Source organism: Cryptosporangium sp. NPDC048952 (assembly GCF_043197895.1).
GTDB lineage: Bacteria > Actinomycetota > Actinomycetes > Mycobacteriales > Cryptosporangiaceae > Cryptosporangium.
In genome coordinates this window covers 1,145,471-1,167,122 of the sequence record NZ_JBICTY010000003.1, presented here as the reverse complement: position 1 = coordinate 1,167,122, position 21,652 = coordinate 1,145,471, and the positions used below count along the sequence as shown (strand labels likewise).

General features: G+C 70.6%; 23 protein-coding genes. 6 read left to right on the top strand and 17 right to left on the bottom strand.

Annotation, left to right across the window (positions count from 1 at the left end):
• Nucleotides 1-11 precede the first annotated feature (11 nt).
• The 8 genes from ACGFY5_RS21500 to ACGFY5_RS21465 all read right to left on the bottom strand — a co-directional run bounded on the left by ACGFY5_RS21500 (nucleotide 12) and on the right by ACGFY5_RS21465 (nucleotide 8,951).
• Nucleotides 12-863, bottom strand: a complete 852-nt coding sequence (locus ACGFY5_RS21500) for an FAD binding domain-containing protein (protein ID WP_392722179.1) — start codon at nucleotides 861-863, stop codon at nucleotides 12-14.
• A complete protein-coding gene (locus ACGFY5_RS21495; RefSeq protein WP_392722176.1) occupies nucleotides 860-3,181 on the bottom strand; it encodes a xanthine dehydrogenase family protein molybdopterin-binding subunit in 2,322 nt (773 codons plus the stop codon). Before ACGFY5_RS21495 ends, ACGFY5_RS21500 begins: the two co-directional genes overlap by 4 nt.
• An 81-nt stretch (nucleotides 3,182-3,262) precedes the next feature.
• Nucleotides 3,263-3,853 (bottom strand): TetR/AcrR family transcriptional regulator, encoded by a 591-nt coding sequence (locus ACGFY5_RS21490; RefSeq protein WP_392722174.1) that lies wholly within the window; start codon nucleotides 3,851-3,853, stop codon nucleotides 3,263-3,265.
• A 39-nt stretch (nucleotides 3,854-3,892) separates the two neighbouring features.
• The gene (locus tag ACGFY5_RS21485) at nucleotides 3,893-4,840 is read right to left on the bottom strand and encodes an acyl-CoA dehydrogenase family protein (RefSeq protein ID WP_392722173.1); all 948 of its coding nucleotides are present in this window, start codon (nucleotides 4,838-4,840) and stop codon (nucleotides 3,893-3,895) included.
• Nucleotides 4,833-5,987: an acyl-CoA dehydrogenase family protein gene (locus ACGFY5_RS21480; protein WP_392722172.1), complete on the bottom strand. Its 1,155-nt coding sequence runs from the start codon at nucleotides 5,985-5,987 to the stop codon at nucleotides 4,833-4,835. The genes ACGFY5_RS21485 and ACGFY5_RS21480 overlap by 8 nt, the downstream gene beginning before the upstream one ends.
• On the bottom strand, nucleotides 5,984-6,760 hold the full coding sequence (locus ACGFY5_RS21475) for an enoyl-CoA hydratase/isomerase family protein (RefSeq protein ID WP_392722170.1): 777 nt from the start codon (nucleotides 6,758-6,760) through the stop codon (nucleotides 5,984-5,986). The genes ACGFY5_RS21480 and ACGFY5_RS21475 overlap by 4 nt, the downstream gene beginning before the upstream one ends.
• A complete protein-coding gene (locus ACGFY5_RS21470) occupies nucleotides 6,757-7,815 on the bottom strand; it encodes an acyl-CoA dehydrogenase family protein (protein ID WP_392722168.1) in 1,059 nt (352 codons plus the stop codon). Before ACGFY5_RS21470 ends, ACGFY5_RS21475 begins: the two co-directional genes overlap by 4 nt.
• Nucleotides 7,812-8,951, bottom strand: a complete 1,140-nt coding sequence (locus ACGFY5_RS21465) for an acyl-CoA dehydrogenase family protein (RefSeq protein ID WP_392722167.1) — start codon at nucleotides 8,949-8,951, stop codon at nucleotides 7,812-7,814. Before ACGFY5_RS21465 ends, ACGFY5_RS21470 begins: the two co-directional genes overlap by 4 nt.
• 88 nt (nucleotides 8,952-9,039) lie before the next feature.
• On the opposite strand from ACGFY5_RS21465, the gene ACGFY5_RS21460 reads away from it, so the two are divergent.
• A complete protein-coding gene (locus ACGFY5_RS21460; RefSeq protein WP_392722166.1) occupies nucleotides 9,040-10,329 on the top strand; it encodes a TetR/AcrR family transcriptional regulator in 1,290 nt (429 codons plus the stop codon).
• On the opposite strand, the gene ACGFY5_RS21455 is transcribed toward ACGFY5_RS21460, so the two are convergent.
• From ACGFY5_RS21455 to ACGFY5_RS21420, 8 genes are all read right to left on the bottom strand, one after another.
• Nucleotides 10,303-11,007, bottom strand: coding sequence for a hypothetical protein (locus ACGFY5_RS21455; protein ID WP_392722164.1), 705 nt, complete (start codon nucleotides 11,005-11,007; stop codon nucleotides 10,303-10,305). The genes ACGFY5_RS21460 and ACGFY5_RS21455 overlap by 27 nt on opposite strands.
• 71 nt (nucleotides 11,008-11,078) lie before the next feature.
• Nucleotides 11,079-11,291, bottom strand: coding sequence for a hypothetical protein (locus ACGFY5_RS21450; RefSeq protein WP_392722163.1), 213 nt, complete (start codon nucleotides 11,289-11,291; stop codon nucleotides 11,079-11,081).
• Nucleotides 11,288-11,941 carry a 2-oxo acid dehydrogenase subunit E2 gene (locus ACGFY5_RS21445; RefSeq protein ID WP_392722161.1) on the bottom strand — a complete coding sequence of 218 codons (654 nt, stop codon included), beginning with the start codon at nucleotides 11,939-11,941 and terminating at the stop codon, nucleotides 11,288-11,290. The genes ACGFY5_RS21450 and ACGFY5_RS21445 overlap by 4 nt, the downstream gene beginning before the upstream one ends.
• Before the next feature lie 19 nt (nucleotides 11,942-11,960).
• A complete protein-coding gene (locus ACGFY5_RS21440; protein ID WP_392722160.1) occupies nucleotides 11,961-12,062 on the bottom strand; it encodes an FAD-binding protein in 102 nt (33 codons plus the stop codon).
• Entirely contained in the window at nucleotides 12,059-12,304 is a 246-nt protein-coding gene (locus tag ACGFY5_RS21435) for a biotin/lipoyl-containing protein (RefSeq protein WP_392722157.1), read from the bottom strand. The genes ACGFY5_RS21440 and ACGFY5_RS21435 overlap by 4 nt, the downstream gene beginning before the upstream one ends.
• On the bottom strand, nucleotides 12,301-13,311 hold the full coding sequence (locus ACGFY5_RS21430; RefSeq protein ID WP_392722156.1) for an alpha-ketoacid dehydrogenase subunit beta: 1,011 nt from the start codon (nucleotides 13,309-13,311) through the stop codon (nucleotides 12,301-12,303). The genes ACGFY5_RS21435 and ACGFY5_RS21430 overlap by 4 nt, the downstream gene beginning before the upstream one ends.
• Nucleotides 13,308-14,246 carry a thiamine pyrophosphate-dependent dehydrogenase E1 component subunit alpha gene (locus ACGFY5_RS21425; RefSeq protein WP_392722573.1) on the bottom strand — a complete coding sequence of 313 codons (939 nt, stop codon included), beginning with the start codon at nucleotides 14,244-14,246 and terminating at the stop codon, nucleotides 13,308-13,310. The genes ACGFY5_RS21430 and ACGFY5_RS21425 overlap by 4 nt, the downstream gene beginning before the upstream one ends.
• 88 nt (nucleotides 14,247-14,334) lie before the next feature.
• Nucleotides 14,335-15,552, bottom strand: a complete 1,218-nt coding sequence (locus tag ACGFY5_RS21420; protein WP_392722155.1) for an ABC transporter substrate-binding protein — start codon at nucleotides 15,550-15,552, stop codon at nucleotides 14,335-14,337.
• 147 nt (nucleotides 15,553-15,699) lie between these two features.
• Here ACGFY5_RS21420 and ACGFY5_RS21415 point away from each other — a divergent pair, with 147 nt between their 5' ends.
• Genes ACGFY5_RS21415 through ACGFY5_RS21395 form a run of 5 tightly spaced genes read left to right on the top strand, consistent with a single transcriptional unit; the run spans nucleotide 15,700 to nucleotide 20,930 of the window.
• Nucleotides 15,700-17,622 (top strand): ABC transporter permease, encoded by a 1,923-nt coding sequence (locus ACGFY5_RS21415; RefSeq protein WP_392722154.1) that lies wholly within the window; start codon nucleotides 15,700-15,702, stop codon nucleotides 17,620-17,622.
• The gene (locus ACGFY5_RS21410) at nucleotides 17,619-18,386 is read left to right on the top strand and encodes an ABC transporter ATP-binding protein (protein WP_392722153.1); all 768 of its coding nucleotides are present in this window, start codon (nucleotides 17,619-17,621) and stop codon (nucleotides 18,384-18,386) included. Before ACGFY5_RS21415 ends, ACGFY5_RS21410 begins: the two co-directional genes overlap by 4 nt.
• Nucleotides 18,383-19,093: an ABC transporter ATP-binding protein gene (locus tag ACGFY5_RS21405; RefSeq protein WP_392722151.1), complete on the top strand. Its 711-nt coding sequence runs from the start codon at nucleotides 18,383-18,385 to the stop codon at nucleotides 19,091-19,093. Before ACGFY5_RS21410 ends, ACGFY5_RS21405 begins: the two co-directional genes overlap by 4 nt.
• A gap of 36 nt (nucleotides 19,094-19,129) precedes the next feature.
• Complete coding sequence (locus ACGFY5_RS21400) at nucleotides 19,130-20,092, top strand: threonine/serine dehydratase (RefSeq protein ID WP_392722149.1); 963 nt, start codon at nucleotides 19,130-19,132, stop codon at nucleotides 20,090-20,092.
• Nucleotides 20,085-20,930 carry a transcriptional regulator gene (locus ACGFY5_RS21395; protein ID WP_392722148.1) on the top strand — a complete coding sequence of 282 codons (846 nt, stop codon included), beginning with the start codon at nucleotides 20,085-20,087 and terminating at the stop codon, nucleotides 20,928-20,930. Before ACGFY5_RS21400 ends, ACGFY5_RS21395 begins: the two co-directional genes overlap by 8 nt.
• 78 nt (nucleotides 20,931-21,008) lie before the next feature.
• Here the strand turns inward: ACGFY5_RS21395 and ACGFY5_RS21390 are convergent, their stop codons facing one another.
• A complete protein-coding gene (locus ACGFY5_RS21390) occupies nucleotides 21,009-21,407 on the bottom strand; it encodes a hypothetical protein (RefSeq protein ID WP_392722147.1) in 399 nt (132 codons plus the stop codon).
• Nucleotides 21,408-21,652 lie beyond the last annotated feature (245 nt).

The following is a 21,652-nucleotide window of genomic DNA, read 5'->3' as shown; positions in this document are numbered from 1 at the left end:
GAACCTTGACGTCACTCACTGGACGCCTCCTTCGTGGCGCGGTGCAGGGCGCGGGTGATCATGGCTGCGCCTACGCGTTTGCGGTAGGCGGACGATCCGTGCTGGTCGGAACGGACGGAGGGGAGCTCGTTCACGGCGTCGCGGCCCGTCGCGGCGTTCGGGGTGGTGCCGACGAGCGCCGCCTCGGTTGCCGTTGCTCGAACCGGCGTCGGAGCGAGTCCGAACAGGCCGATCGCGCAGCGGCTGATTCGGTGCTCCTCGTCGAGTTCGACGGCCACCGCCGCGCCGGCGAGTGCGAAGTCGCCCGCGCGCCGGGCGAATTCCTCGATCGCGAATCCTTCGCGTGGCCGTCGCCGGGGGAACGTCACGCCGGTGACCAGTTCGTCCGGTGCCAGCACCGTGGACCACAGCCCCGTGAAGAACTCCGTCGCGGGAATCATCCGCTGGGTGGTCTCGATCCGCGCACCGAGCGCGAGCGCCACCGCCGGGTACTCCGCGGAGGCGTCGGCGTGCGCGATCGACCCGCCGATCGTGCCGCGGTTCCGGATCGCCGGGTGCCCGATCAGGGGCGTCGCCGCGGTCAGCAGCGGCACGTGCTCCGCCACCTCGGCGGACCGCTGGATCGCCGACTGCGTGACACCGGCGCCGATCCGGACGGTGTCCGCGCCGACCTCGATCCGCTTCAGCTCGCCGAGCTTCCGCAGGTCCACGAGGTGCTCCACGAACGCCAACCGGAACGCCAGCATCGGCACCAGACTCTGCCCACCCGCAATGACCTTGGCATCCTCCCCCAGCTCCCCGAGCAGCCCCACCGCCTCCGCCGCCGTCTCGGGCGCGTGATAGTCGAACGCCGCCGGCTTCACGCCCTGGCCTCGGCTTCTTCGATCAGGGCGACGAGCGCGGACGGGCTCAGCGGGGTGCCGGTGATGCGGACACCCAGTGGAGCCAAGGCGTCGGCTACGGCGTTGACCACCGCCGGCGGCGCGCCGATCGCGCCGCCCTCGCCAACCCCCTTGTATCCCCCTTCGCCTGGCCCGGGCGACTCCACGTGCCCGTACTCGATCGTCGGCACCTCGGTACTCGTCGGCAGCAGATAGTCCATGAACGTCGTCGCCGTCGGATTCCCCGACTCGTCGTACCCGGCGTGCTCGTACAGCGCGCCACCGATCCCCTGCACGGTCCCGCCGGCGATCTGCCCCTCCACCACGTTCGGGTTGATCATCGGACCGCAGTCCTCACTCACGATGTACCGCAGCAACGTGACCGCTCCGGTCACCACATCCACCTCGCACGTGCACACGTGCGTCGCGTTCGCCCAGATCATCGGCGCCCGCCCCGAGTACCGCCCACTCGCCTCCAGCCCCGGCGGCACCCCGGGCGGCAGCCGATGCGTCTCGAAGTACGCGATCGACGCGATCTGCCCCAGCGTCAGCACCGCATCGGGCACCCCCCGCACGCGAGCCGCGCTCCCGCTCAGCTCGATGTCCTCGACCGACGCCTCCAACTGGTGCGCAGCGATCGCCACGATCCGCTCCCGCAGCCCCGACGCGGTCTGTGCGACCGCGCCCGCGATCATCGACCCCGACCGGCTCCCGCCTGTCCCCGCTCCGAACGGCGTAACGGCCGTGTCCCCCTGGATCGTGCTCACGTCCGCTATGTCGACGCCCAGCGCGTCGGCGGTGAGCTGTACGACCGTCGTCTCGAGGCTGTTGCCGCTCGAACCACCGGCCACATAAACGTTCACCGTGCCCGACGGCTCGATCCGGATCGTCGCGCCCTCGGTGCCGAGGAAGCCCATTCCGCTCGTCGTCGGTTCGATGTACGAACACGTTCCGACGCCGAGATATCGACCCTCGCGCAACGCCGCGGCCTGCTGATTGCGGAAATCGTCGTAATCAAGCAGTTCAATGGCGTGTTCGAACGTTTCCCACGGCGTGACGTCGCTGTACGGCATCCCGCACGGGTTCGCTATCGGCATCTCGTCGGCGCGCAGGAGGTTCAGCCTGCGTACTTCGATCGGATCGACGCCGATCTGCCGCGCCGCGATGTCGAGCAGCACCTCGCGGGCCAGCGACTCGAACTGCCACGGACCGCGGTACGCCGCACGCGCTGTCGTGTTGGAGAAGACCGACCGGCAGGTGAACGTGGCGTCCGGCACCCGGTACGGACCGGGGAACAGCAGACCGACCACCATCGCGGTCTGCACCGGCCACGGCACCGGGTACGCGCCCGCGTCCTGGGAGTGGTCGATCGTGGCGGCCAGAATCCGGCCCTCGTCGTCGAACGCCATGCGCGCGGTGCCGTGCTCGTGCCGGCCCTGCCCGGCCGACATGAGGTTCTCCTGGCGGTCCTCGATCCATTTGAGCGCGGTCGGCACCTTGGTCGCGGCGAGCATCACGCACATGTCCTCGCGCTGCGGCACCGCTTTCTGCCCGAACCCTCCACCGGTGTCGCGCATGACGACCCGGACGTGGTGCTCCGGTAACCCCAGCGTCCGCGAGCAGAACAGACGCATCTCGTGCGGCACCTGCGTGGACGCCCAGATCGTCATCTCGCGGGTCGGCGCGGAGTACTCCGCGATCAGCCCGCGCGTCTCCATCGGCGCCGCGGCGTACGCCTGCTGGTAGATCGTCTCCTCGACCACGTGCGGCGCGTTCGCGAAGATCTCGTCGAGGTCGGCCATCGGCCGACCGCTCAGCTCGCCGGCAAGGTTTCCCGGATAGCCGGAATGCACGAGCTCGTCCGACGGCTCTTTGTAATCGACGACGGGCGCGAGCGGTTCGTAGTCGACGTGGACGAGCTCGGCGGCGTCCTCGGCCACGTACCGGTCGACAGCGACGACCATGGCCACGGGGTCGCCGACGAACCGGGCCTCGTCCTGCGCCAAGGGTGGGCGCGGGGTGTCCGGTACGTCGGGACCCATCAGCGAGTACCAGTGCTCGTGCACACCGGGGTTGAGGTCCTCGGCCGTGAAAACGGCGTAGACGCCGTCCAGCGCGAGCGCCTCGGTGGCGTCGATCGACAGGATGCGGGCGCGGGCGATCGGGCTGCGGACGAAGTGGGCGTGCAGCATGCCCGGACGGGTGACGTCGTCGACGAAGGTGCCGTGGCCGGTGAGCAGGCGCGGATCTTCGACGCGGGGTACGCGGGCGCCCGCATACCGGGCCGCAGAGATTGCCATCAGCGGGGCCTCCGGCGAAATAGTCTGACCAAGCGTTCAAACTAAATGTTGAGAACTGTCTAACGGTTCCCGTGAGCGGCGTCAAGAACGCGCTTCAGGCCCTAGTCCGGTGAGGACCACGGACAGCATCGATGCGTGGAAATCCGTGATCGCCGTGGCGTCGGTGGACTGCAGCGACTGCTGCGCGGCGAACGTCATCGACGCGAGCAGCGCCGCGGCGACGGCGTCGGGCTGGGGTACCTTGCGCAGCGACCCGTCGCGGGCGCCTTCCTCGAGCAGTTCGGCCACCGGCCGGACGTAGTTGCGCACCGCGGTCCGCATGATCTCGGGGCGGCGCGCGAGCCGGCCGAGGTCGAGCTTGAGCGCCAGGAGAGCGGCAGGGTAGGCCGCGTAGATGTCCAACTGGGCGCGGATCACCGCGCTGAGGCGGTCGGCGGCCGTGCCGGGCCCGGCGAGCGCCTTCTCGATCGCTTCCTCGAACGCCTCGACGACGACGCCGATGATGTACCCGAAGACGCCCTCTTTGCCCTCGAAGTAGTAGTACAGCGTGGCGCGTGGGATTCCGGTGACCGTTGCGATGTCGCTGATCTTCGCGCCGTCGAGGCCTTGTTCGACGAACAGGTCGGCGGCGGTCATGACCTTGGCCGCCATGGCGTCCGGAATCGCTCTCATCGACCGGAATTTTAGTCCGGCTGTTTCAGCCACCATCGATCAGGCGTATCTCTGCGCGAGCAGGCGGCGGTGGGCCGCGGGCGAGCCGAACAACGACCGGTTGAGCGTCGCGCGTTTCAGGTAGCGGTGGATGCCACTCTCCCAGGTGTAGCCGATACCGCCGTGCAATTGCATCGCGGTGCCGGCGACGTCGACCGCGGCGGCGCAGACGTAGGACTTGGCCTGGGACGCCGTGACGCTGGTGGGGTTCCGGATCGCTTCGGCGATCAGCGTCCGGGACATGGTGGTTTTCACGAGCATGTCGGCGCAGGCGTGTTTGACCGCCTGGAACGAGCCGACCGGGCGGCCGAACTGCTCGCGGGTGGCGACGTAGGCGACGGTGGCGTCGAGCATTGCTTCGCTGATGCCGAGGCTGTCGCAGGCGATGGCGATCGCGGCGCGGTTCCGCAGGGTCTGGTGGTGGTCCGCGAACCGCGCGGTTTCGTCGATCGTGACGCCGTCGGCGTGCACGGTCGCGAGCCGGCGGGTCTGGTCGAGCACCGGCTGCGGTGCGACCGTGAGCCCGTCCGAAACGACTGCTGTTCCTTCATCCGTGATGACGAGTAGGTGCTGCGCCTCGGCGGCGTCGGGCACGAAACTCGCCTGCCCGTACAGCCGGGAGCCCTCGATGCGGAACGTGCCCTCGAGTGCCACGGCGACCGCGGTGGTTCCGTTGGCGATCCCGCGGAGCAGAGCGTCCTGCTCGAGGAGCAGCAACGCGCCCACCCCCAGGACCGCGGAGCCCAGGTACGAGGTCTGGGCCGCCGCCCGCCCCAACTCGGTGAGGATCACGGCCACCTCCGCGAACGTGGCGCCCGCACCGTCCAACTCGGACGGCACCTCGAGCCCGCACCACCCCGTCGCGGCGATGTCGACCGGCCCGGGCTTCGCGAGCACCTCCCGCGCCACCGCACGCAGTTCGTCGTGGAACTCGGTCAGGTCAGCCACGGGGCAGCCCCAGGCCACGCTCGCCGATGATCGTCCGCTGGATCTCGCTCGTCCCGCCGGGGATCGTCCACTCCCAGGAGCTGATGAAGTCCAGGGCCCAGGCTCCCGACTCCCACCCGCTGGACGCCGGTTTGCGCAGGACAGTGTGGGTCTCGAGCCCGGCGACCTCGGTGCCGAAGTCCATCAGCCGCTGCAGCAGCTCGCTGTAGACCAGCTTCACGATCGACGCGTCGGCCGGGCCGGGTTCGGACTTCCCGACGTGATCCCGGCAGAGGGCGCGGAGCCCCGCGATCTCGGTCTCGAACGCCGCGAGCCGATCCGCGACCAGCGCGTCGATCGGAGGCGGGCAGGCTTCGACCAGCCACCGGAAACCGGCGTTCCCGAGACGTTCCGCGAGCTCCAGCATCGTCGTGCCGCGCTCGGCGCCGAGCGTCTGCTGGGCCACGCGCCAGCCGTCGTTCTCCGGTCCGATCAGGTTCGCGGCGGGCACCTCGACGTCGTCGAGGAAGAGCTCACAGAAGTGGGACTCGCCGGTGGCCTGCCGAATCGGGCGCACGTCGATCCCGGGGGACCGCATGTCCATGAGGAGGTACGAGATGCCGCGTCGCGTGGGCGCGGTCGGGTCCGTGCGGGCCAGCAGCAGGCACCAGTCCGCGTGTGCCGCTCCGCTCGCCCAGAGCTTCTGGCCGTTGACGACGTACGTGTCGCCGTGCCGGCGGGCGGCGGTGCGCAGCGCGGCCAGGTCCGAGCCGGCGTCCGGTTCGGAGAAGCCCTGGACCCAGATCTCGCCGTCGAGGATCGCGGGGAGGTGCCGGGCGCGTTGCTCGTCCGTGCCGGCGGCGAGCAGGGTGGCTGCCGCGTGGTGGATCGCGACGAAGGCCAGCACGAGGCGGGGGGCGTCGTGCGCTGCGAGTTCCTGGTACAGGATCACCTGCTGGGCGACAGTGAGCCCACCGCCCCACTCGCGCGGCCAGTGCGGCACGGCCAGGCCCGCGTCCCTCAGCTCCCGGAACCACCCTTTCTGGAACCGAACGAACTCGTCATCCCCGACCCCGGTCTGGCCCTCCCGCCACCCCGACGGCACGTGCTCCCGACACCACTCCCCCACCTCGGTCCGGAATTCGTCGAGGTCCGCCGACCAGTTCATCGTCGGGCCCGACGGAGAGCCAGGAGGCGGTCGCGGTGTTCCGGGGAGCGCATGGTTTCGGCTTCGGCGGCGAAGCCCGCCTGGACGGCTCCGCTCAGCGCCTGCGACAGGTACATGTTGACGACGCGCTTCGTGCCGCGCAGAGCTGCGGACGACAGGGCGGCGAGCTCGTCGGCGGTGCGTCGCGCCTCGGCGAGGAGTTCGTCGGGTGGGACGGTACGGGTCGCGAGGCCGAGTTCGACGGCGGTCGCGGCCGGGATTCGGCGGCCGGTGAACAGGTACTCGCGCGAGCGCAGGATCGGCGTCAAGAGGGGCCAGAACGCGGCACCGCCGTCTCCCGCGACCAGCCCCACGCTGACGTGCGGATCGGCCAGGAACGCGGTCTCGGAGATCAGCAGGATGTCCGAGAGCACGGCCAGGCTGCACCCGAGCCCCACCGCGGGCCCGTTGACCGCCGCGATCACCGGCAGCGGGAACCGCAGCAACTCGTCGATGATCTGGGCGCCCTCGCGCAGGGAGTCGTCCCGGGCGGCCGGATCGTCCAGGAACGACGTGATCCAGTCCAGGTCCCCACCGGCCGAGAACGCCGACCCGGCACCGGTGAGGATCACGACCTTCGCCTCGGTGTCCGCCGCCAACTGCGGCCACACCACCGCCAGCGCGCGGTGCAGTGCCACGTCTACCGCGTTGTGCGCTCCGGGCCGGTTCATCGTCACGACCCGCACCGGCCCCTCGACGTCCACCGTCAACGCGTCCGGAAGCTCGTACTTCATCCACCCACCTCGGTCCCGTCCGCATCCAGCCCGTCGACGGCCGGCCCGGAGGCCGGAGTGGCCGCGGCCGGGCTGGGGGCGAAGAGGCCGGTCAGGCCGCGGCGGCCCGCCGCGCGGACCAGCAGGTCGCGAGAAGCGGAGAGGCCCCAGGGAAGGCGGCGCAAGGGCTGGCTGTACCGGGAGAGCCAGGACACCGGCGTCTCGTCGCAGAACCCCATCGCCCCGTGCACCTGGTGCGCCACCCGGAACACCACCTCGGCCGCCTCGATCGCCGCCACCCGCAACGCGATGGCATCGACCAGCGCGTCGGGGCCCCCGACCCCCGCACTCCACAGCGCGTGCCCCGCGAGCGCGTCGAGCCCCGCGCGTTCGACCTCCGCGTCGGTCAACTGGAACTGCACGCCCTGCAGTGCCGACAACGGCCGCCCGAACTGCTCACGCACCGTGACGTGCCCCACCGCGAGCGCCAGTGCCCGGTCCAGCATCCCCAGGAGCGTCCACACCGGCAGAACCAGCGCGAGGGCGGCGTCCGACGGCCCGGCACCCGCCGCCGACCTGGCGCTCGCGGTCGACCCGACCTCCGCGGTCGGCATGCCGTACAGCGGACGCAGCAGGAGCGGCGCGACGAACGCCGCGTGCCGGGGTGGGACGTCCGAGGCCATGGGCACCGCCACGCTCCGCGAACCGTCGAGCGTCACCGCCGCCCAGCGGAGGTCCAACCCCGCGACTGCCGCACGCGGGGCATCGGGTGCCACGACGAGCAGCCCGTCGACGTCGAGATCCACCGGCCGGGCGAGGCGCTCGGCCACCGGATACGGCAACGCCCAGTACCCGACGCTCCGGCACAGTGCGGCTGCGGCCTCGAGCTCGTCCGGGTCGCGGCGCGGCTCGAGCTCCCACGCGCCCAGTTCCTTGAGCACGGGCTCGGCCAGGTCCGCGCGGCCCTCCGGGTCGAGTTCGGCGAGTTGCAGGAGCGAGTCCCCGCCGGCCGCTTCGATCGCCCGGCTGACCTCCCGACCGAACGAAACCGCCTCGTCACTCAGCTCGACCCTCACGAGGCCGCCAGCAATGCCCGGGCCAGCAGCACGCGCTGGATTTCGATGCTCCCGGATGCCACTGTCGCGGCCTGCGAGTAACGCCAGTGGTCCTCGACGGCGCGCCGGAAGATCCGGTCCACGGTCGGCGCCGCGCCGACGATTTCCTGCAGCACCTCGGCACTCTCCTGATCCAACCGCGTCACCGCGATCCGGTACGCCGCCGCGTCACCGGGCCGCACGCGCCCCTCGCTCTGCTGGGCCACCACCCGGTAGGCGAGCATCCGCGCCCGCCGGCAGTGCACCAGCATCCGCGCCCACCGCGAGTGCAGTTCGGCCGGTAACGCGTCCCAGGCGTCGCCGAGCACGTCCGGCGCCGCCTGCAGCAGCCGCTCGCACCGCGCGTACCGGGCGATGCCGACCCGCTCGAACGCCAGCACTTCCTGCACCACGCGCCAGCCGTCGTCCACGGTTCCGAGCACGTCCGCCGGACCGACGCGCACGTCGTCGAAAAAGACCTCGTTGAGGTGGTGCGGACCCATCAGGCTCCGGATCGGCCGCACCTCGATCCCGGCCGCCGACATCGGCACCAGGAAGATCGTCAGTCCTTGCTGTCTGGTCTCCCCCGCTGACGTGCGGGCGAGCAGGAAGCACCACTGCGCCATCGTCGCGTAGGACGTCCAGATCTTCTGTCCGGAGATCCGCCAGCCATCCCCGTCGGGCCGCGCGCGGGTCCGGAGCGACGCCAGGTCGGACCCGGCGTCGGGCTCACTGAACCCCTGGCACCAGATCACCTCGCCGCGCGCGATCCGGGGGAGGTGCTCGCGCTGCTGGGCGGGAGTTCCGTGACGCATGATCGTCGGGCCTACCCAGTTGACGCCCATGTACTGCGCGCCCCGCGGCTCGTGGTGTGCCCACATCTCCTCGCGGACGACGGTCTGCTCCCACACCGATCCCCCGCGTCCGCCGAATTCGACGGGCCACGCCAGGCACAACAGGCCGCGTTCGGCCAGCACGCGTGCGAACCGCTGGGCGACCGCCAGATCGGCGGGATCGTCGGTGAAGGCACCCAGGTAGCCGGCGGGGACGTGCTCGTCGATCAGCGCACGTAACTCCGACCGCAGTGCCTCCGCGGCTCCGCTCTCGCTGAAGTCCATGCGCCCCACGATAATGTAATCTTTATAAGGATTGCCAGCTTTGGCTCCACCCTGCGGCGTTTCCCCGGACGGCCGTCATACTGGGTGCGTGAATCAACCGCTGGTGGCCGGCGCGAAGGCCACTGACGGCGCCCGCCGGTCGGAGATCCTGCAGATCGCGTCGCGCTTGTTCGCGGCGTCCGGGTACGCACGCACGTCGCTCAAAGACGTCGCCGACGCCTGTGGAATCCTGCCCGGCAGCCTGTACCACCACTTCGACTCGAAGCAGGCGATCGCCACCGAACTGCTCGAGCGCTATCACGACGAGCTGGAGGCGATCGGCCAGCACTGGCTCACCGAACCCCTCGGCGCGCCCACCGCCGACCGCCTCACCGCGCTCGGCGTCGCGATCGCCGAGTGTGCCGTCCGGCACGCTGCCGCGCTGCAGCTCTCCGCCTACGAACCGCACACCGGCGCCACGCCCGACCTGGTCAGCCTCGTGCAGCGCGAACCGACCGCCGTCACCGCCGCGATTCACCGCAATCTGGACGACGCCGCCGAGCGCGGTGATCTGGTCGCGCGGCTCGACCGCACGATGTTCGCCGAGCAGCTGCGCGAGACGATGCTGCACGTCGGTATCGCGCGGTTGCACGGCGACGACCCGGCCGCCACCACCGCGACGCTGCTCTGCACGCTGCTGCTGCACGGCATCGCGATGCGGCCGCCGAGCGATCGGGTGCTCAACCGGTCCGCGGCGATGGGGGCCGCGTCGGCGGCCATCGCGCAGTGGTCGACGCCCGACGAGGATCTCGACGACCGCCGGACTGCCTTGCGCGCCGTGGCCAGGGCCGAGTTCGCGCGTCGCGGGTACGAGACGACGACGATCCGCGACATCGCGGCCGCCGCGAACATGGGCACCGGGTCGGTGTACCGGCTGGTCGAGGGCAAGGAGGCGCTGCTCGCCTCGATCATGAACGCGTTCTACACGCGACTGTCGGCCGGTTACGCGGCGGTGGCGTCGTCAGCGGCGTCCGCGGTCGAGAAGCTGGACGCGCTGACCTGGATCAACATCAACGCGCGCGACCGGTTCAGCGAGGAGTTCGAGATCCAGCGGGCCTGGTTCCGGTCGTATCCGCCGGAGACGAGCATGTTGTCGGACTCGCTGCGGGACCGCACCCGCACGATCCGCGACATCGTCGGCGCGGGGCTGGACGCGGGCGAGATCCGGACCGACGGTGGCTCGTTGACCGTGCTGAGCTTCTGCGTCCGCGATCTGATCTGGGTGCCACCGAGTGTGGTGGGCCGCAGCACGACCCGCGGCGTCTTCGCCCACGCCCGAGCCACCGTCCTCCGAGGCGCCCTTCGGCCAGGGCTACCAGCTTCCTTCGAAGAAGCCTAGGAGGCCCGGCTCGGGGTTGAGGGTGGTGGTCGTGTTCGCGATCGTGACGACAAGGGCTGCTACCGACAGGAGCGCGGCCAGTATTCCGAACGACCCGAACCACCACCGGTTCGACGACGACCGCGCCCACCGGCGGCCGAGAACCACAGCCACGCCGGCGAACACCACCGTCACCACACCGGCGACCCCGATCATCACCGCGTGATACAGCGTGTAGTCGTCGATCATCGCGACCAACGTCGGCGGCCGATCCCCCGCACGCATCACCGCGGCCGGCGCGCGCAGATCGTCGATCGACAACAACGGAAACAGTGACGCGAACGGAGCCACCGCACCCTGGACGTTCGCCATCACCGCGGCGATCGCGACCAACCCGACCGGCACCAACGCCGCCGCCCACCGCCCGAGCCGCAGGCCGAGCAGAACCAGCACCACCAGCAACAGAGCGGCGATCGCACCTTTTGCCAGGTGGTAACGGAACCAATAGTCGACGATCCCCTCCAGCTCCGGCGTGAGAGCCCGGTCTCCGCGCTGCCACCACGCCCGGAAGGCGGTGCGGAACGGATCGGCGAGTCCGCGGGCGTCGAGGGAGTCCGCGCCGATCCCGGCGATCCATCCGGGCGCCACCACGAACGCGACACCGAGGGCCGCAGCCAAAATCCCCAGCAATCTCCGCACGCCCACACGATCGCCCAGCACGGGGCCGCGACTCACTGGTGCAGGCCACCCACCTGATGGTGAGGCCAGCTCTACTGGTCGCCCGCCTCCAGCGCGACGATCCGCGCCTCGAGCGTCGACACGATCGACAGCAACCCGAGCACTGCCTTGCGGATGACGATCTGGTCGTCCTTGTTGATCCGGGTGGCGTCCAGGTCCTTGAGCCGCTCCAGGAGCTCGGCGGTGAGCGCCGCGTCCGGCGCCGCGTCGATCTCCCGCACCGAGCTACCGATGTATCCCGTCATGAGCGAGAAGCCTCCAAACGGTCCTTGACCGCGACCAGAAACCGGGCCGCATCCGCGCCGTCGACGAGCCGATGGTCGTAGGAGAGCGCGAGATACACCATCGACCGGATCTCGACCCGCTCCGCTCCGCCGACACCCGTCACCGCGACCGGCCGCCGCACCACGGCCCCCGTGCCGAGAATCGCGGACTGCGGCGCGTTGATGATCGGGGTGTCGAACAAGGCGCCGCGGCTGCCGGTGTTCGTGATCGTGAACGTGCCGCCGCTGCCCTCGTCGGGCTTGAGTTTGTTGTCCCGGGTGCGTGCGGCGACGTCGTCGATCGCCGCCGCCAGTCCGCGCAGGTCGAGATCCCCGGCGTCCCGGATCACGGGAACCATCAGACCCCGTGCAGTGTCCACCGCGATCCCCAGATGCACCGCCGGGTGGTACTCGACCTCGTGCGTCTCCGGGACGATCGACGCGTTCACGATCCGGTGCTCGGCCAGCGCCTGCACCGCGGCCAGCGCGAAGTACGGGAGGAACGACAGCCCCGCCTGCTTGCGCACCGCCGCGATGCCGCTGACGTCCACCTCGACGACGGACGTGAGCTGCGCGGACGTCTGCAGCGACTCGACCATCCGGGTCGCGATGATCTTCCGCATCCGAGACATGCGCTCCCGGTAAGGAGCCTCAGCCGTGGACATGGGACCGGCCGAGCTCGGCGGCGCGGAGGGCAGCGGCGTACCCACCGCTCCCTCCGCCGAGCACGAGAACGTCCGAGGAGGAGTTCACGCGGTCTCGATCGTCGCGATCTGGGTGCCGACCGGGTAGACCTCCTCCGGCTCGGCGGTGCCGTGCCGGAGGATGCCCGAAGCCGGTGCGTTCACCTCGTTCTCCACCTTGTCGGTGGCGACGACGTAGATCGGCTCTTCCTCCGTGACGGCGGTCCCGTCGGGGACGAGCCACTCGAGGAACGTCACCTCCGTGGTGGCCATCGTCAGCTTCGGAACGTTGACAGGGACCTTCTGGGTCATTTGTTGTATCCCACTGTTGCTCGAACGGCCGACACGATGCGGTCGACGTTGGGGAACACGGCAGTTTCCAGCTCTTTGGCGGCCGGGATCGGCCGGAACCGGGCCCCGACCCGGGCCACGGGGGCCTGGAGCTGTCCGAACAGGTCGGTGCTGATCCGGGCGGCGATCTCCGCGCCCGGCCCGGCGAACTCCACCGCGTAGTGCGCGACGACGGCCCGGCCGGTGCGGCCCACCGACTCGAGCACGGCCGGGACGTCGAGCGGCACGAGCGTGCGCAGGTCGAGCACCTCGACGTCGATGCCTTCGGTCTCGAGTGCCTTGGCGGCATCCAGTGCGTCGTGCACCCCGCGGCCGTACGTGACGATCGTGACGTCGGACCCTGGCCGTTTGACGTCGGCCTTGCCGAGAGGCACCGTGTGCGAGCCGGTCGGCACCGGGCCGCGCTTGCCGTAGAGGATGTTCGTCTCGAGGAACAGCACCGGGTCCGGGTCGAAGATCGACGCCGTGAGCAGGCCCTTGGCGTCCGCGGGCGTGGCGGGCACGACCACCTTGATGCCGGGGATGTGCATGAACCAGGCCTCGAGCGACTGCGAGTGCGTCGCGCCCGAGCCCAGGCCGCCGAAGCTGGACGTCCGCACGGTGATGTTGCACGGCGTCCGCCCGGCCGACGTGAAGCGTGCCTTCGCCGCGAGGTTCACGATCTGGTCCACGGCGATGCCGATGAAGTCCATGATCATGATCTCGGCGATCGCGATCTGACCGTCGATCGCGGCCCCGATCGCGGCGCCGACGATCGCGGCCTCCGAGATCGGGGTGTCGAGCACGCGGTGCCTGCCGTGCTTCGTCGACAGTCCGGCCGTGACCTTGCCGACGCCGCCGGCCGGGTCGGCCAGGTCCTCGCCGAGCAGGAACACGCGCTCGTCGGCGGTCAAGGCCTCGTCCAGTGCGGCGTTCAGCGCGGCGCCGAACGTCAGCGTCTTGGTCTCTGATTCGGTGACGGCGCTCACGAGGGAATGCCCTCCATGTCGGCGAAGAAGTCCTGTTCCAGCTCGGCGAGTTCGGGCGCCGGGGCAGCGAGGACCTCGGCCAGCGCCGCGTCGACCCGCGCGGTGGCGTCGTCCTCGATCGCAGTGAGTTCGGCCTCCGACAGCAGACCTGCACCGAGCAGCCGCTGCCGGTAGCGCGGAATCGGGTCGGCCTCCTTGGCCGCCGCCAGTTCGTCGGCGGGCAGGTACTGCTGCGGGTCACCGAAGTAGTGGCCCTCGAAGCGGAACGTCACCGCCTCGATGAACGTCGGGCCGCCACCGGTGCGGCCACGGTCGACGGCCGCCGCGACCGCTGTGTGCACGGCCTCCGGGTCGTTGCCGTCGACCCGCTCGCCGGGCATCGCGTACGCGAGCCTGCGATCGACGACCTGCTCGATGTTCATCGTCTCGTGGGTCGGCGTCATTTCCGCCCAGAGGTTGTTCTGGCAGACGAAGACGACCGGCAACTGCCAGGTCGACGCCAGGTTCATGCCCTCGTGGAACGAGCCGGTGTTGGTGGCGCCGTCGCCGAACGTCACCGCGGCGACCCGGTCGCTGCCCTGCTGCTTGGCGGCGAGCGCGAGCCCGACGGCCACGGGAACCCCGGCACCGACGATGCCGGTGGTCAGCGCGACCCCCTGATCGGGCGCGGTGATGTGCATCGTGCCGCCCTTGCCGCGGGACGCGCCGATGCTCTTCCCGAGGATCTCCCCGATGACCTCGGTGAGCGGGACGCCCTTGCTCACCAGGTCGTGGATGCCTCGATAGGTGGTGACGAGCCGATCGTCGGGGCGGAGGGCCGCGGACAGGCCCGCCGCCACGGCCTCCTGGCCGCGCGCGGGCCAGATCACCGCGAAGAACTCACCCCGGCCGATGCCCTTGCGTAACCGCGCGTCGACGGCCTGCGCCAGCGTCATCGTGGAGTAGAGGCGGCGTGCGAGTTCGGTAGTCAATCTGCACTCCTCTTCGGACGGGAGGAATCGAAACCTAACATTTGTTCCGCACTCAGTTCGCGACTTCCTTGCCACACAGCGGGGCGGCGTTGGGCTCGAGCACGAACGCGTTGCCCTGGAGCTTGAGGAAGTACTGGCACGACTGGGTCACCGCGGTCGTGGTCCAGTCCCGTGGCGCCGGGTAGAGCCCGTCGGCGGTCCAGGTCTTGTCCGCACGCATCGTCGAGAGGAACTTCGACTGGTCGGCGTCGCAACCGGCGATCTCGAGGCCGTGCAGGAACATGTCAGCGGTCATCCAGCCCATCGCCTGGGCGAAGCCGGGGATGCCGGACTTCGAACCCGCGTGCTTCTTCAGCGCGGCCGAGAGACGCTCGGTGCCCTCGTTCTTCAGCTCGTTCGGCGCCCAGCCGGTGGTGAACGTGACGCCCTGTCCGGCCTGCACCGCGGGCGCGGATTCCAGCAGGTCGTTGCCGTAGCCGGTGGCCGAGACGACGGCCTTCGGCGTGTAGCCGGCCTGCTTGAGCCCGGCCACGATCGCGAACGACGTGTCGGGGTTGATGCCCATCTGGATGACGTCGGACTTCGACTCGATGATTCCGAGAACGATCGCGCCGACGTCGGTGCTGCCGAACGGGATCGTCGTGTTGACGTATCCGCGCTGGAGACCCGCGGCCTCGGCCGACCGCAGCGACGCTTCGAGGCCCTGCTGCGAACTCGGGCTCTCGTACGCGATGCCCGCGACCTTGGTGCCGCCGACGCTCTTCAGGTACTCGCCGGCCGTCGTGTAGGTCTTGGAGTAGTCCGGCACCGGGATGGCCGGGAACAGGTTGTTCTTGGTGTTCTGCCATTCCTTGGCGCCGTCGAAGCCGCCACCCATGACCGGCGTGCCCTTGCCGGCGGTGGTGAGGAACGGCGTCGCTCCGTAGAGGAACGAGCTGACCGCCAGCACCGTGTAGACCTTGTCCTGCTGGATCAGCTTCTGCGAGGCGGTCAGCGTGCCCTGCGTGTTCGACTGGTCGTCAGCCTTGACGACGTCGAACTTCTTGTCGCTGCACTTGCCGCCCTCGTCCTTGTAGGCGGCGAGCCGGGCCTCGGCACCGGAGACCGTGCCCTTGAACGCCGCACTGTTCGGGCCGCTCAGCGACGTCAGGACGCCCACCTTGACGGTGTCGCCAGGGGTCGCGCTGCCGCCGGACCCGCCACCGCAGGCCGAGACCGCCAGCGCGACCGCGCAGGCTGCTCCGACCGCGGCGATGCCTCTTCCGCTCATGTTCACTGTCCTCTCTGACAGTTACAGATGCATCTAAGCTTCCATCGATCCTTTCGAAGGTTAGAAAAATTTACAAGGATTGACGTGAGTCACACCGTGACGCACTCTGTGGTGGATCTACGGCTCCACCCCCTGCTTGGAGGCTCTGTGCTCTCCTACGTCCTCGCCGGGCTGGCCCTCGGCTCCATCTACGCGATCGCCGCCGGATCGCTGGTCGTCACCTATGTCGCATCCGGCATTTTCAGCCTGGCGTTCGCCGCCATGGCGTTCACCGTGGCGCGCGTCTACTACGCGCTGAACACCGAGGCCGGCTGGCCGATCGTGCCGTCGGCCGTCGTCGCGCTGCTGCTGTTCGCGCCGGTGCTCGGCATGGCGCTGTACTGGGTGCTGTTCCGCCATCTGCGTCAGCGCTCGATGCTGGTCAAGCTGATGGCGACGATGGGTCTGTCGGTCGCGCTCCCGCCCCTGGTCGAGCTGATCATGGGCCACCTGACCAGCGTCACCGCGCCGGGCCTCGCGCCGCGGCCGCTGACCACCTGGCACCCGTTCGGCGCCGTGCTCAACGCCGACCAGCTCGTCGCGTACATCGGACTCGCGGTCGTGCTGATCGTCGGCGTCGGCGTACTGCGGTTCACCGACGTCGGGCTGAAGGTCCGGGCGCTCGTCGACAGCGAGGCGCTCACCGGGCTCTCCGGTACGTCGCCGGGACGGGTGTCGCTCGGAGTGTGGGCCGCGAGCGCGACGCTCTCCGGGCTGGCGGGCATCCTCATCGCCCCCACCGCCGGGTTGTCCGCGGAGGGCATGACCGTGCTGATGTCGGCCGCGTTCGCCGCGGTGGTCGCCGCGCGGCTGCGCAGCCTGCCGATCGCGGTGGGGGTCGCGCTCGCGATGGGACTGGTCACGACCGTGATCCAGAAGTACCTGGACGCGGAGAGCCCGTTCACCGCAGCCGTCGTGCCGAGTGTGCCGTTCGCGTTCATGCTGGTGTTCCTGCTGTACTACGCGGCGCGCGGGCAGGCCGGGGACACGACGGCCGGCGGTGCGCTCGACCGGGCGATCAGTATTCAGGAGGAGGCGCCGGCGGCTTCTTCTCCCCGTTCGGGCCTCATACCCAGTGCTGTCTTCGTGGTGATCGTCGCTGCGCTTCCGCTGATGCTTTCCGAGTACTGGGCCGGGCTCGCCGCGGCCGGTATCGCGCTCGGCATCGCGCTGCTCTCCTACACGCTGGTGACCGGCGAAGGCGGCATGGTCTGGCTCTGCCAGATCACGTTCGCCGGGATCGGCGCGGTGCTCGCCGCGGAACTCTCGACGTACCACGCGTGGCCGCCGCTGCTCGCGGTGCTGGTCGCCGCGCTGGTCGTGGTGCCGCTGGGCGTCATCCTCGGTGTGCTGACGATCCGGCTCGGCAACCTCTACGTGGCGCTGGTGACACTCTCGTTCGGACTGCTCGTCTCGACGCTGGTGTTCACCCGCGACCGGTTCTACAACTTCGGGTCCGGCCAGCCGATGCCCCGGCCGTCGTTCGCGCTGGAGAACCAGTCGTTCGCGTTGCTGACGCTGGCGGCGTTCCTGATTCTCGGCCTCGTCGTGCTGAACCTTCGACGGTCGACCGCGGGGCTCGCGATGAGCGCGGTGCGCTGGAGCGAGAACGGCTCGCGGACGCTCGGCATCAGCGTGCTGCAGGCCAAGGTGCTCGTCGCCGGCGTGGCGTCGTTCGTGGCCGCGGTCGGTGGCGGGTTCCTCGCGATGAACTTCCAGTCGTCGCTGCCGGACTCCTACGCCCCGTTCGCCGGGCTCGTCTGGCTCGCGGTGCTGGTGACGCTGGGATCGCGGTCGATCATGGCCGCGCTGGCCGCCGGGCTGCTGTACTACCTGATGCCCGGCCTGTTCTCGACGTACGTGCCGTCGGAGTTCGCCGGTATCCCGGTGATCCTGTTCGGCCTCGGCGCGATCGCGCTGGCCAACCACCCCGAGGGCGCAGTCGCCCAGAACGGCGCAGCGATCGCCCGCCTGACCGCGCGGTTTCGTACCCGCACCCCGGTGACCGCGTTCGCGAAGGAGCGAGTGTGACTGCCCGTCTGGAAGCTCACGGTGTCACGGTCCGCTTCGGCGGGCTCGTCGCGCTGAACGACGTCGATGTGGAGGTACCGGCGCAGTCGATCGTCGGGCTCGTCGGCCCGAACGGGGCCGGGAAGAGCACGCTGTTCGGCGTCCTGTCCGGACTGCTCCGGCCGACGGCAGGCACCGTGCTGATGGACGGCGACGACGTCACGAGCGCGTCGCCGCAGGCCCGGGCGCGGAGGGGGCTGGCGAGGACGTTCCAGCACCCCGAACTGTTCTCCACGCTGACCGTCCGCGAGCACATCGTCCTCGGCTACCGGATGCGGCACGCCAAGGCCCGGCTCTGGACCGACCTGCTCACCGGCGGTGGTTTCCGCCGCCCACCGGCGGCCGAGACCGAGCGGGTGGACGCACTGGTCGACGCGCTGCACCTCGGCCGCGTCCAGTACTCCCCCGCCGCCGGACTGCCGCTCGGCACCAGCCGCCTGGTCGAGGTGGCGCGGGCGCTCGCGGTGGATCCGCAGGTGCTGCTGCTCGACGAACCGTCGTCGGGGCTCGACGTCCGGGAGACCGACGAACTCGCCGAGACCCTCAAAACGCTGGTGAAGGACCACGGCGTCTCGCTGCTGCTCGTCGAGCACGACGTCCCGCTCGTGCTGGGCATGTGCGACCGCGTGCACGTCCTGGACTTCGGCATCTGCATCGCGACCGGCACCCCGGCCGAGATCCGCGAGGACCCAAAAGTTCGTTCCGCGTACCTGGGGGTGGCATGAGCACGCTCGTTGTCGACACGCTGTCCGTGCGGTACGGCGCCGCGCAGGCGCTGAGCGACGTCTCGTTCGAGGTGCCGCCGAACAGCGCGCTGGCCGTCCTGGGTCCGAACGGGGCCGGGAAGAGCACGCTCGCCCGGGCGCTGTCGGGCCTGGTGCCGTCGCAGGGCGGCACGATCCGCTTCGACGACCGGGACATCACCCGCCTGTCCCCGGCGAAGGTGCGCCGCGCGGGCATCGTGCACCTGCCCGAGGGGCGCGGGGTGTTCCCCGGCCTGACCGTGCTGGAGAACCTGCGGATGGGCCTCGGCGTCGACAAGGGACGGCGAGCATCCGGCCTGGACCGGGCGTTCGAGCTGTTCCCCGTGCTCGGAGAGCGGCGCCGCCAGCTCGCCGGCACGCTGTCCGGCGGTGAGCAGCAGATGCTCTCGCTCGCCCGGGCGCTCATGGTCGAGCCGAAGCTCGTGATCGCCGACGAGATGTCGCTCGGCCTCGCCCCGAAGCTCGTCGACCTGATCTTCGAGAGCCTGGGCCGCGCCCGGGCCGCTGGGGTGTCGGTGCTGCTCATCGAACAGTTCGCCGGCCGTGCGCTGGAGTTCGCCGACGCGTGCCTGATCCTGCAGCGCGGCCGGACGTCCTGGTCGGGGCCCGCCGACGCGGCGGGCGAGGAACTGCTCCACCGCTACCTCGGCGAGGCCACCGCGGCATGATTCCACATTTTGTGGATTTGGTTCTACACTTTGTTGATGCTCGTGGATCTGGCCGCGGTCGAGGCGGCAGCACTGCTCATCCAGAACGACATCGTCCGGACGCCGACCGTCGACAGCCCCGGACTGGCCGATGCGCTCGGCGTCCCGGTCACCGTGAAGTTGGAGCTGTTGCAGCGCACCGGTTCGTTCAAGGCCCGCGGCGCAACTGCCAAACTGCATTCTTTGGACGACGCCGAGCGCGCGGCCGGAGTCGTCGCGGTGAGCGGGGGCAACCACGGCATCGCGGTGGCGACGATGGCCGATGCGCTCGGCGTGAAGGCGACGATCGTGATGCCGCGGTCGGCGCCTCGCCGGGCCGTCGAGCTCGCGGAGCGGCACGGTGCCGCGGTGCACCTGACCGGTGACGTCACCGAGGCGTTCGCGCTCAGCGCCCGGCTGCAGGCCGAGGGCCTGACGCTGCTCCACCCGTTCGACGATCCGACGGTGATCGCCGGGCAGGGCACTGTGGGGTCGGAGTTCGCCCGGGACGCGGGCGAACTGACCGACGTCCTGGTCAGTATCGGCGGCGGCGGGCTCATCTCGGGGGTGGCGGCTGCGTTCCGGGCGCTGCGGCCCGGGGTGCGGGTGTGGGGCGTCGAGACCGAGGGGTCGGACACGATGGCGCGGGCGCTCGCGGCGGGCGGGCCCGTGACCATCGTGCCGACGTCGATCGTGACGACGCTCTCGCCGCCCGCGGTGGCGCCGCTGACGTTCGCGCACGTACAGGCGCTGGTCGAGGACGTGCTCGTGGTGACCGACGCCGAGGCGGTACGGGGTTCGTTGGAGCTCGCCGAGGCCGCGAAAGTGTGGACCGAGCCGGCCGCGGGGTGCCTCCTCCCGGCGGCGCGCCGGGTGATCGAGCGCGTCGGCCCCTCGTGCCGCCTGGGCCTGGTCGTCTGTGGCGGCAACGCCTCGGTGGCCGACGTCCTGGCCTGGGCCGAACGGTTCCACGTTGCCTGAGCCGACCCCCGAGCCGGACGCCGCAGCGCCGCCGCCCAGCGCGGGCATCGCGCCGGAGGCGACGGGCGCGCCGCCGTCGGCGCGCGCGGCCGTCTTGCCGAGCGCGGCGGGGCCGAGCACACCTGGGCCGGGCGCGGCCGGCGCGGTGGGGCCGAGCACACCTGGGCCGGGCGCGGCCGACGCGGTGGGGTCGTGGGCTACGCCTGAGTTCGCCGCTGAGGCGGGGCGGGTGGTGGAGACTTATTGGCCTCTGGTGGAGCCGTTGGCGGCGGCGCTGGCGCCGGGCGTCGAGGTGGTTCTGCACGACCTGAGCAAGCTGCCGAACTCGGTCGTCGCGATCGCGGGTGGGCTCAGCGGGCGCACGGTCGGCGCGCCCGCCACCGACCTGGGCCTCCGCCTGCTCATGCAGGACGACCCCCCGGAGAGCATCGTCGGCTACCGCACCGAACTCCCGGGCGGCATCGTCTGCCGCTCGTCGACCATCTTCCTGCGCGGTGACCACGAAAGACCGGTGGCCGCCCTGTGCCTCAACCGCGACATCACCCGCCTCACCCAGGCCCGCGACCTGCTCTCCGAACTGATCGACACCCCGGCGGTGAGCGGCCACGACCGCGAGGAGACTTTCTACGACTCGGTCGAGAACCTCACCGACGACCTCCTCCGCCGAGCGATCGGCGCGACCGGCGTCGACGTGGCCGACATGTCCAAGTCCGACAAGACCCGCGTCGTCAAGGACCTCGAACAGCGAGGGTTCTTCCTGATCAAGGAGTCGGTCGAACTCGCCGCCCGAACCCTGGGCGTCAGCCGCTACACGATTTACAACTACTTGAACGAATGACGACGTGCAGCGTCGCGGTGACGCGTGTTCACCGCACGCGGGTGACAATCGAGCCGTGCCGCCCTCCCAGCCCCGTCGCTACGGATTGATCGCAGCGCTCGTTGCCGGAGCGGTCGCGGTCACCGCCGGCGTCGCGACCTTCGGCCCGGAGCCGAGCCCGGATCCCACCCCGCGAGCACCGGAACCGGCACCGAGCGCCGCGCGGTGGAGCACTGTCGTGAACCAGGTCGCGTTCGCCGACGACCGCAACGGGTGGGCGTTCACCCCGCGGTGCGCCTCCCCCACGTCGTGCGATCCCGCGTTCTGGCGGACGCCCGACGGCGGGTCGACGTGGCAGGAGGTCGCCGTCCCGGCGGAGACCCTGGGCCGCGACTCGGGCGTGCAGCTGATCGCGGCCGGGCCCCACACGATCACGGTCGAGGCGGGCCGCCGCCGCTGGCTCAGCGCCGACGGCGGCACCCACTGGAAACGCGGCACCGCCGTCGGCTCCCTCCAGCCCCCGCGCCACCCTCCCACCAACCTCCGCCTCCGAACCGCCGCAGGCACCGCCCCGACGACATCCACGCGCCCCTCCCCCACGCCCCCATCCAGCGCACCATCAGGCGCCCAACCATCAGGCGCCCGGCCGCCGGGCGCGCAACCATCAGGCGCGCAACCACCAGGCGCCCAGCCATCCGGCGCCCAACCATCAGGCGCCCAGCCGCCGGGCGCGCAACCATCCG

Coding starts and splice junctions, on each gene's coding strand:
- ACGFY5_RS21495 (WP_392722176.1), bottom strand. CDS start 3,181: ATGGCAATCTCTGCGGCCCGGTATGCGGGCGCCCGCGTACCCCGCGTC.
- ACGFY5_RS21490 (WP_392722174.1), bottom strand. CDS start 3,853: ATGAGAGCGATTCCGGACGCCATGGCGGCCAAGGTCATGACCGCCGCC.
- ACGFY5_RS21480 (WP_392722172.1), bottom strand. CDS start 5,987: ATGAACTGGTCGGCGGACCTCGACGAATTCCGGACCGAGGTGGGGGAG.
- ACGFY5_RS21475 (WP_392722170.1), bottom strand. CDS start 6,760: ATGAAGTACGAGCTTCCGGACGCGTTGACGGTGGACGTCGAGGGGCCG.
- ACGFY5_RS21465 (WP_392722167.1), bottom strand. CDS start 8,951: ATGGACTTCAGCGAGAGCGGAGCCGCGGAGGCACTGCGGTCGGAGTTA.
- ACGFY5_RS21450 (WP_392722163.1), bottom strand. CDS start 11,291: ATGACGGGATACATCGGTAGCTCGGTGCGGGAGATCGACGCGGCGCCG.
- ACGFY5_RS21445 (WP_392722161.1), bottom strand. CDS start 11,941: ATGTCTCGGATGCGGAAGATCATCGCGACCCGGATGGTCGAGTCGCTG.
- ACGFY5_RS21435 (WP_392722157.1), bottom strand. CDS start 12,304: ATGACCCAGAAGGTCCCTGTCAACGTTCCGAAGCTGACGATGGCCACC.
- ACGFY5_RS21425 (WP_392722573.1), bottom strand. CDS start 14,246: ATGACGCTGGCGCAGGCCGTCGACGCGCGGTTACGCAAGGGCATCGGC.
- ACGFY5_RS21420 (WP_392722155.1), bottom strand. CDS start 15,552: ATGAGCGGAAGAGGCATCGCCGCGGTCGGAGCAGCCTGCGCGGTCGCG.
- ACGFY5_RS21405 (WP_392722151.1), top strand. CDS start 18,383: ATGAGCACGCTCGTTGTCGACACGCTGTCCGTGCGGTACGGCGCCGCG.
- ACGFY5_RS21400 (WP_392722149.1), top strand. CDS start 19,130: ATGCTCGTGGATCTGGCCGCGGTCGAGGCGGCAGCACTGCTCATCCAG.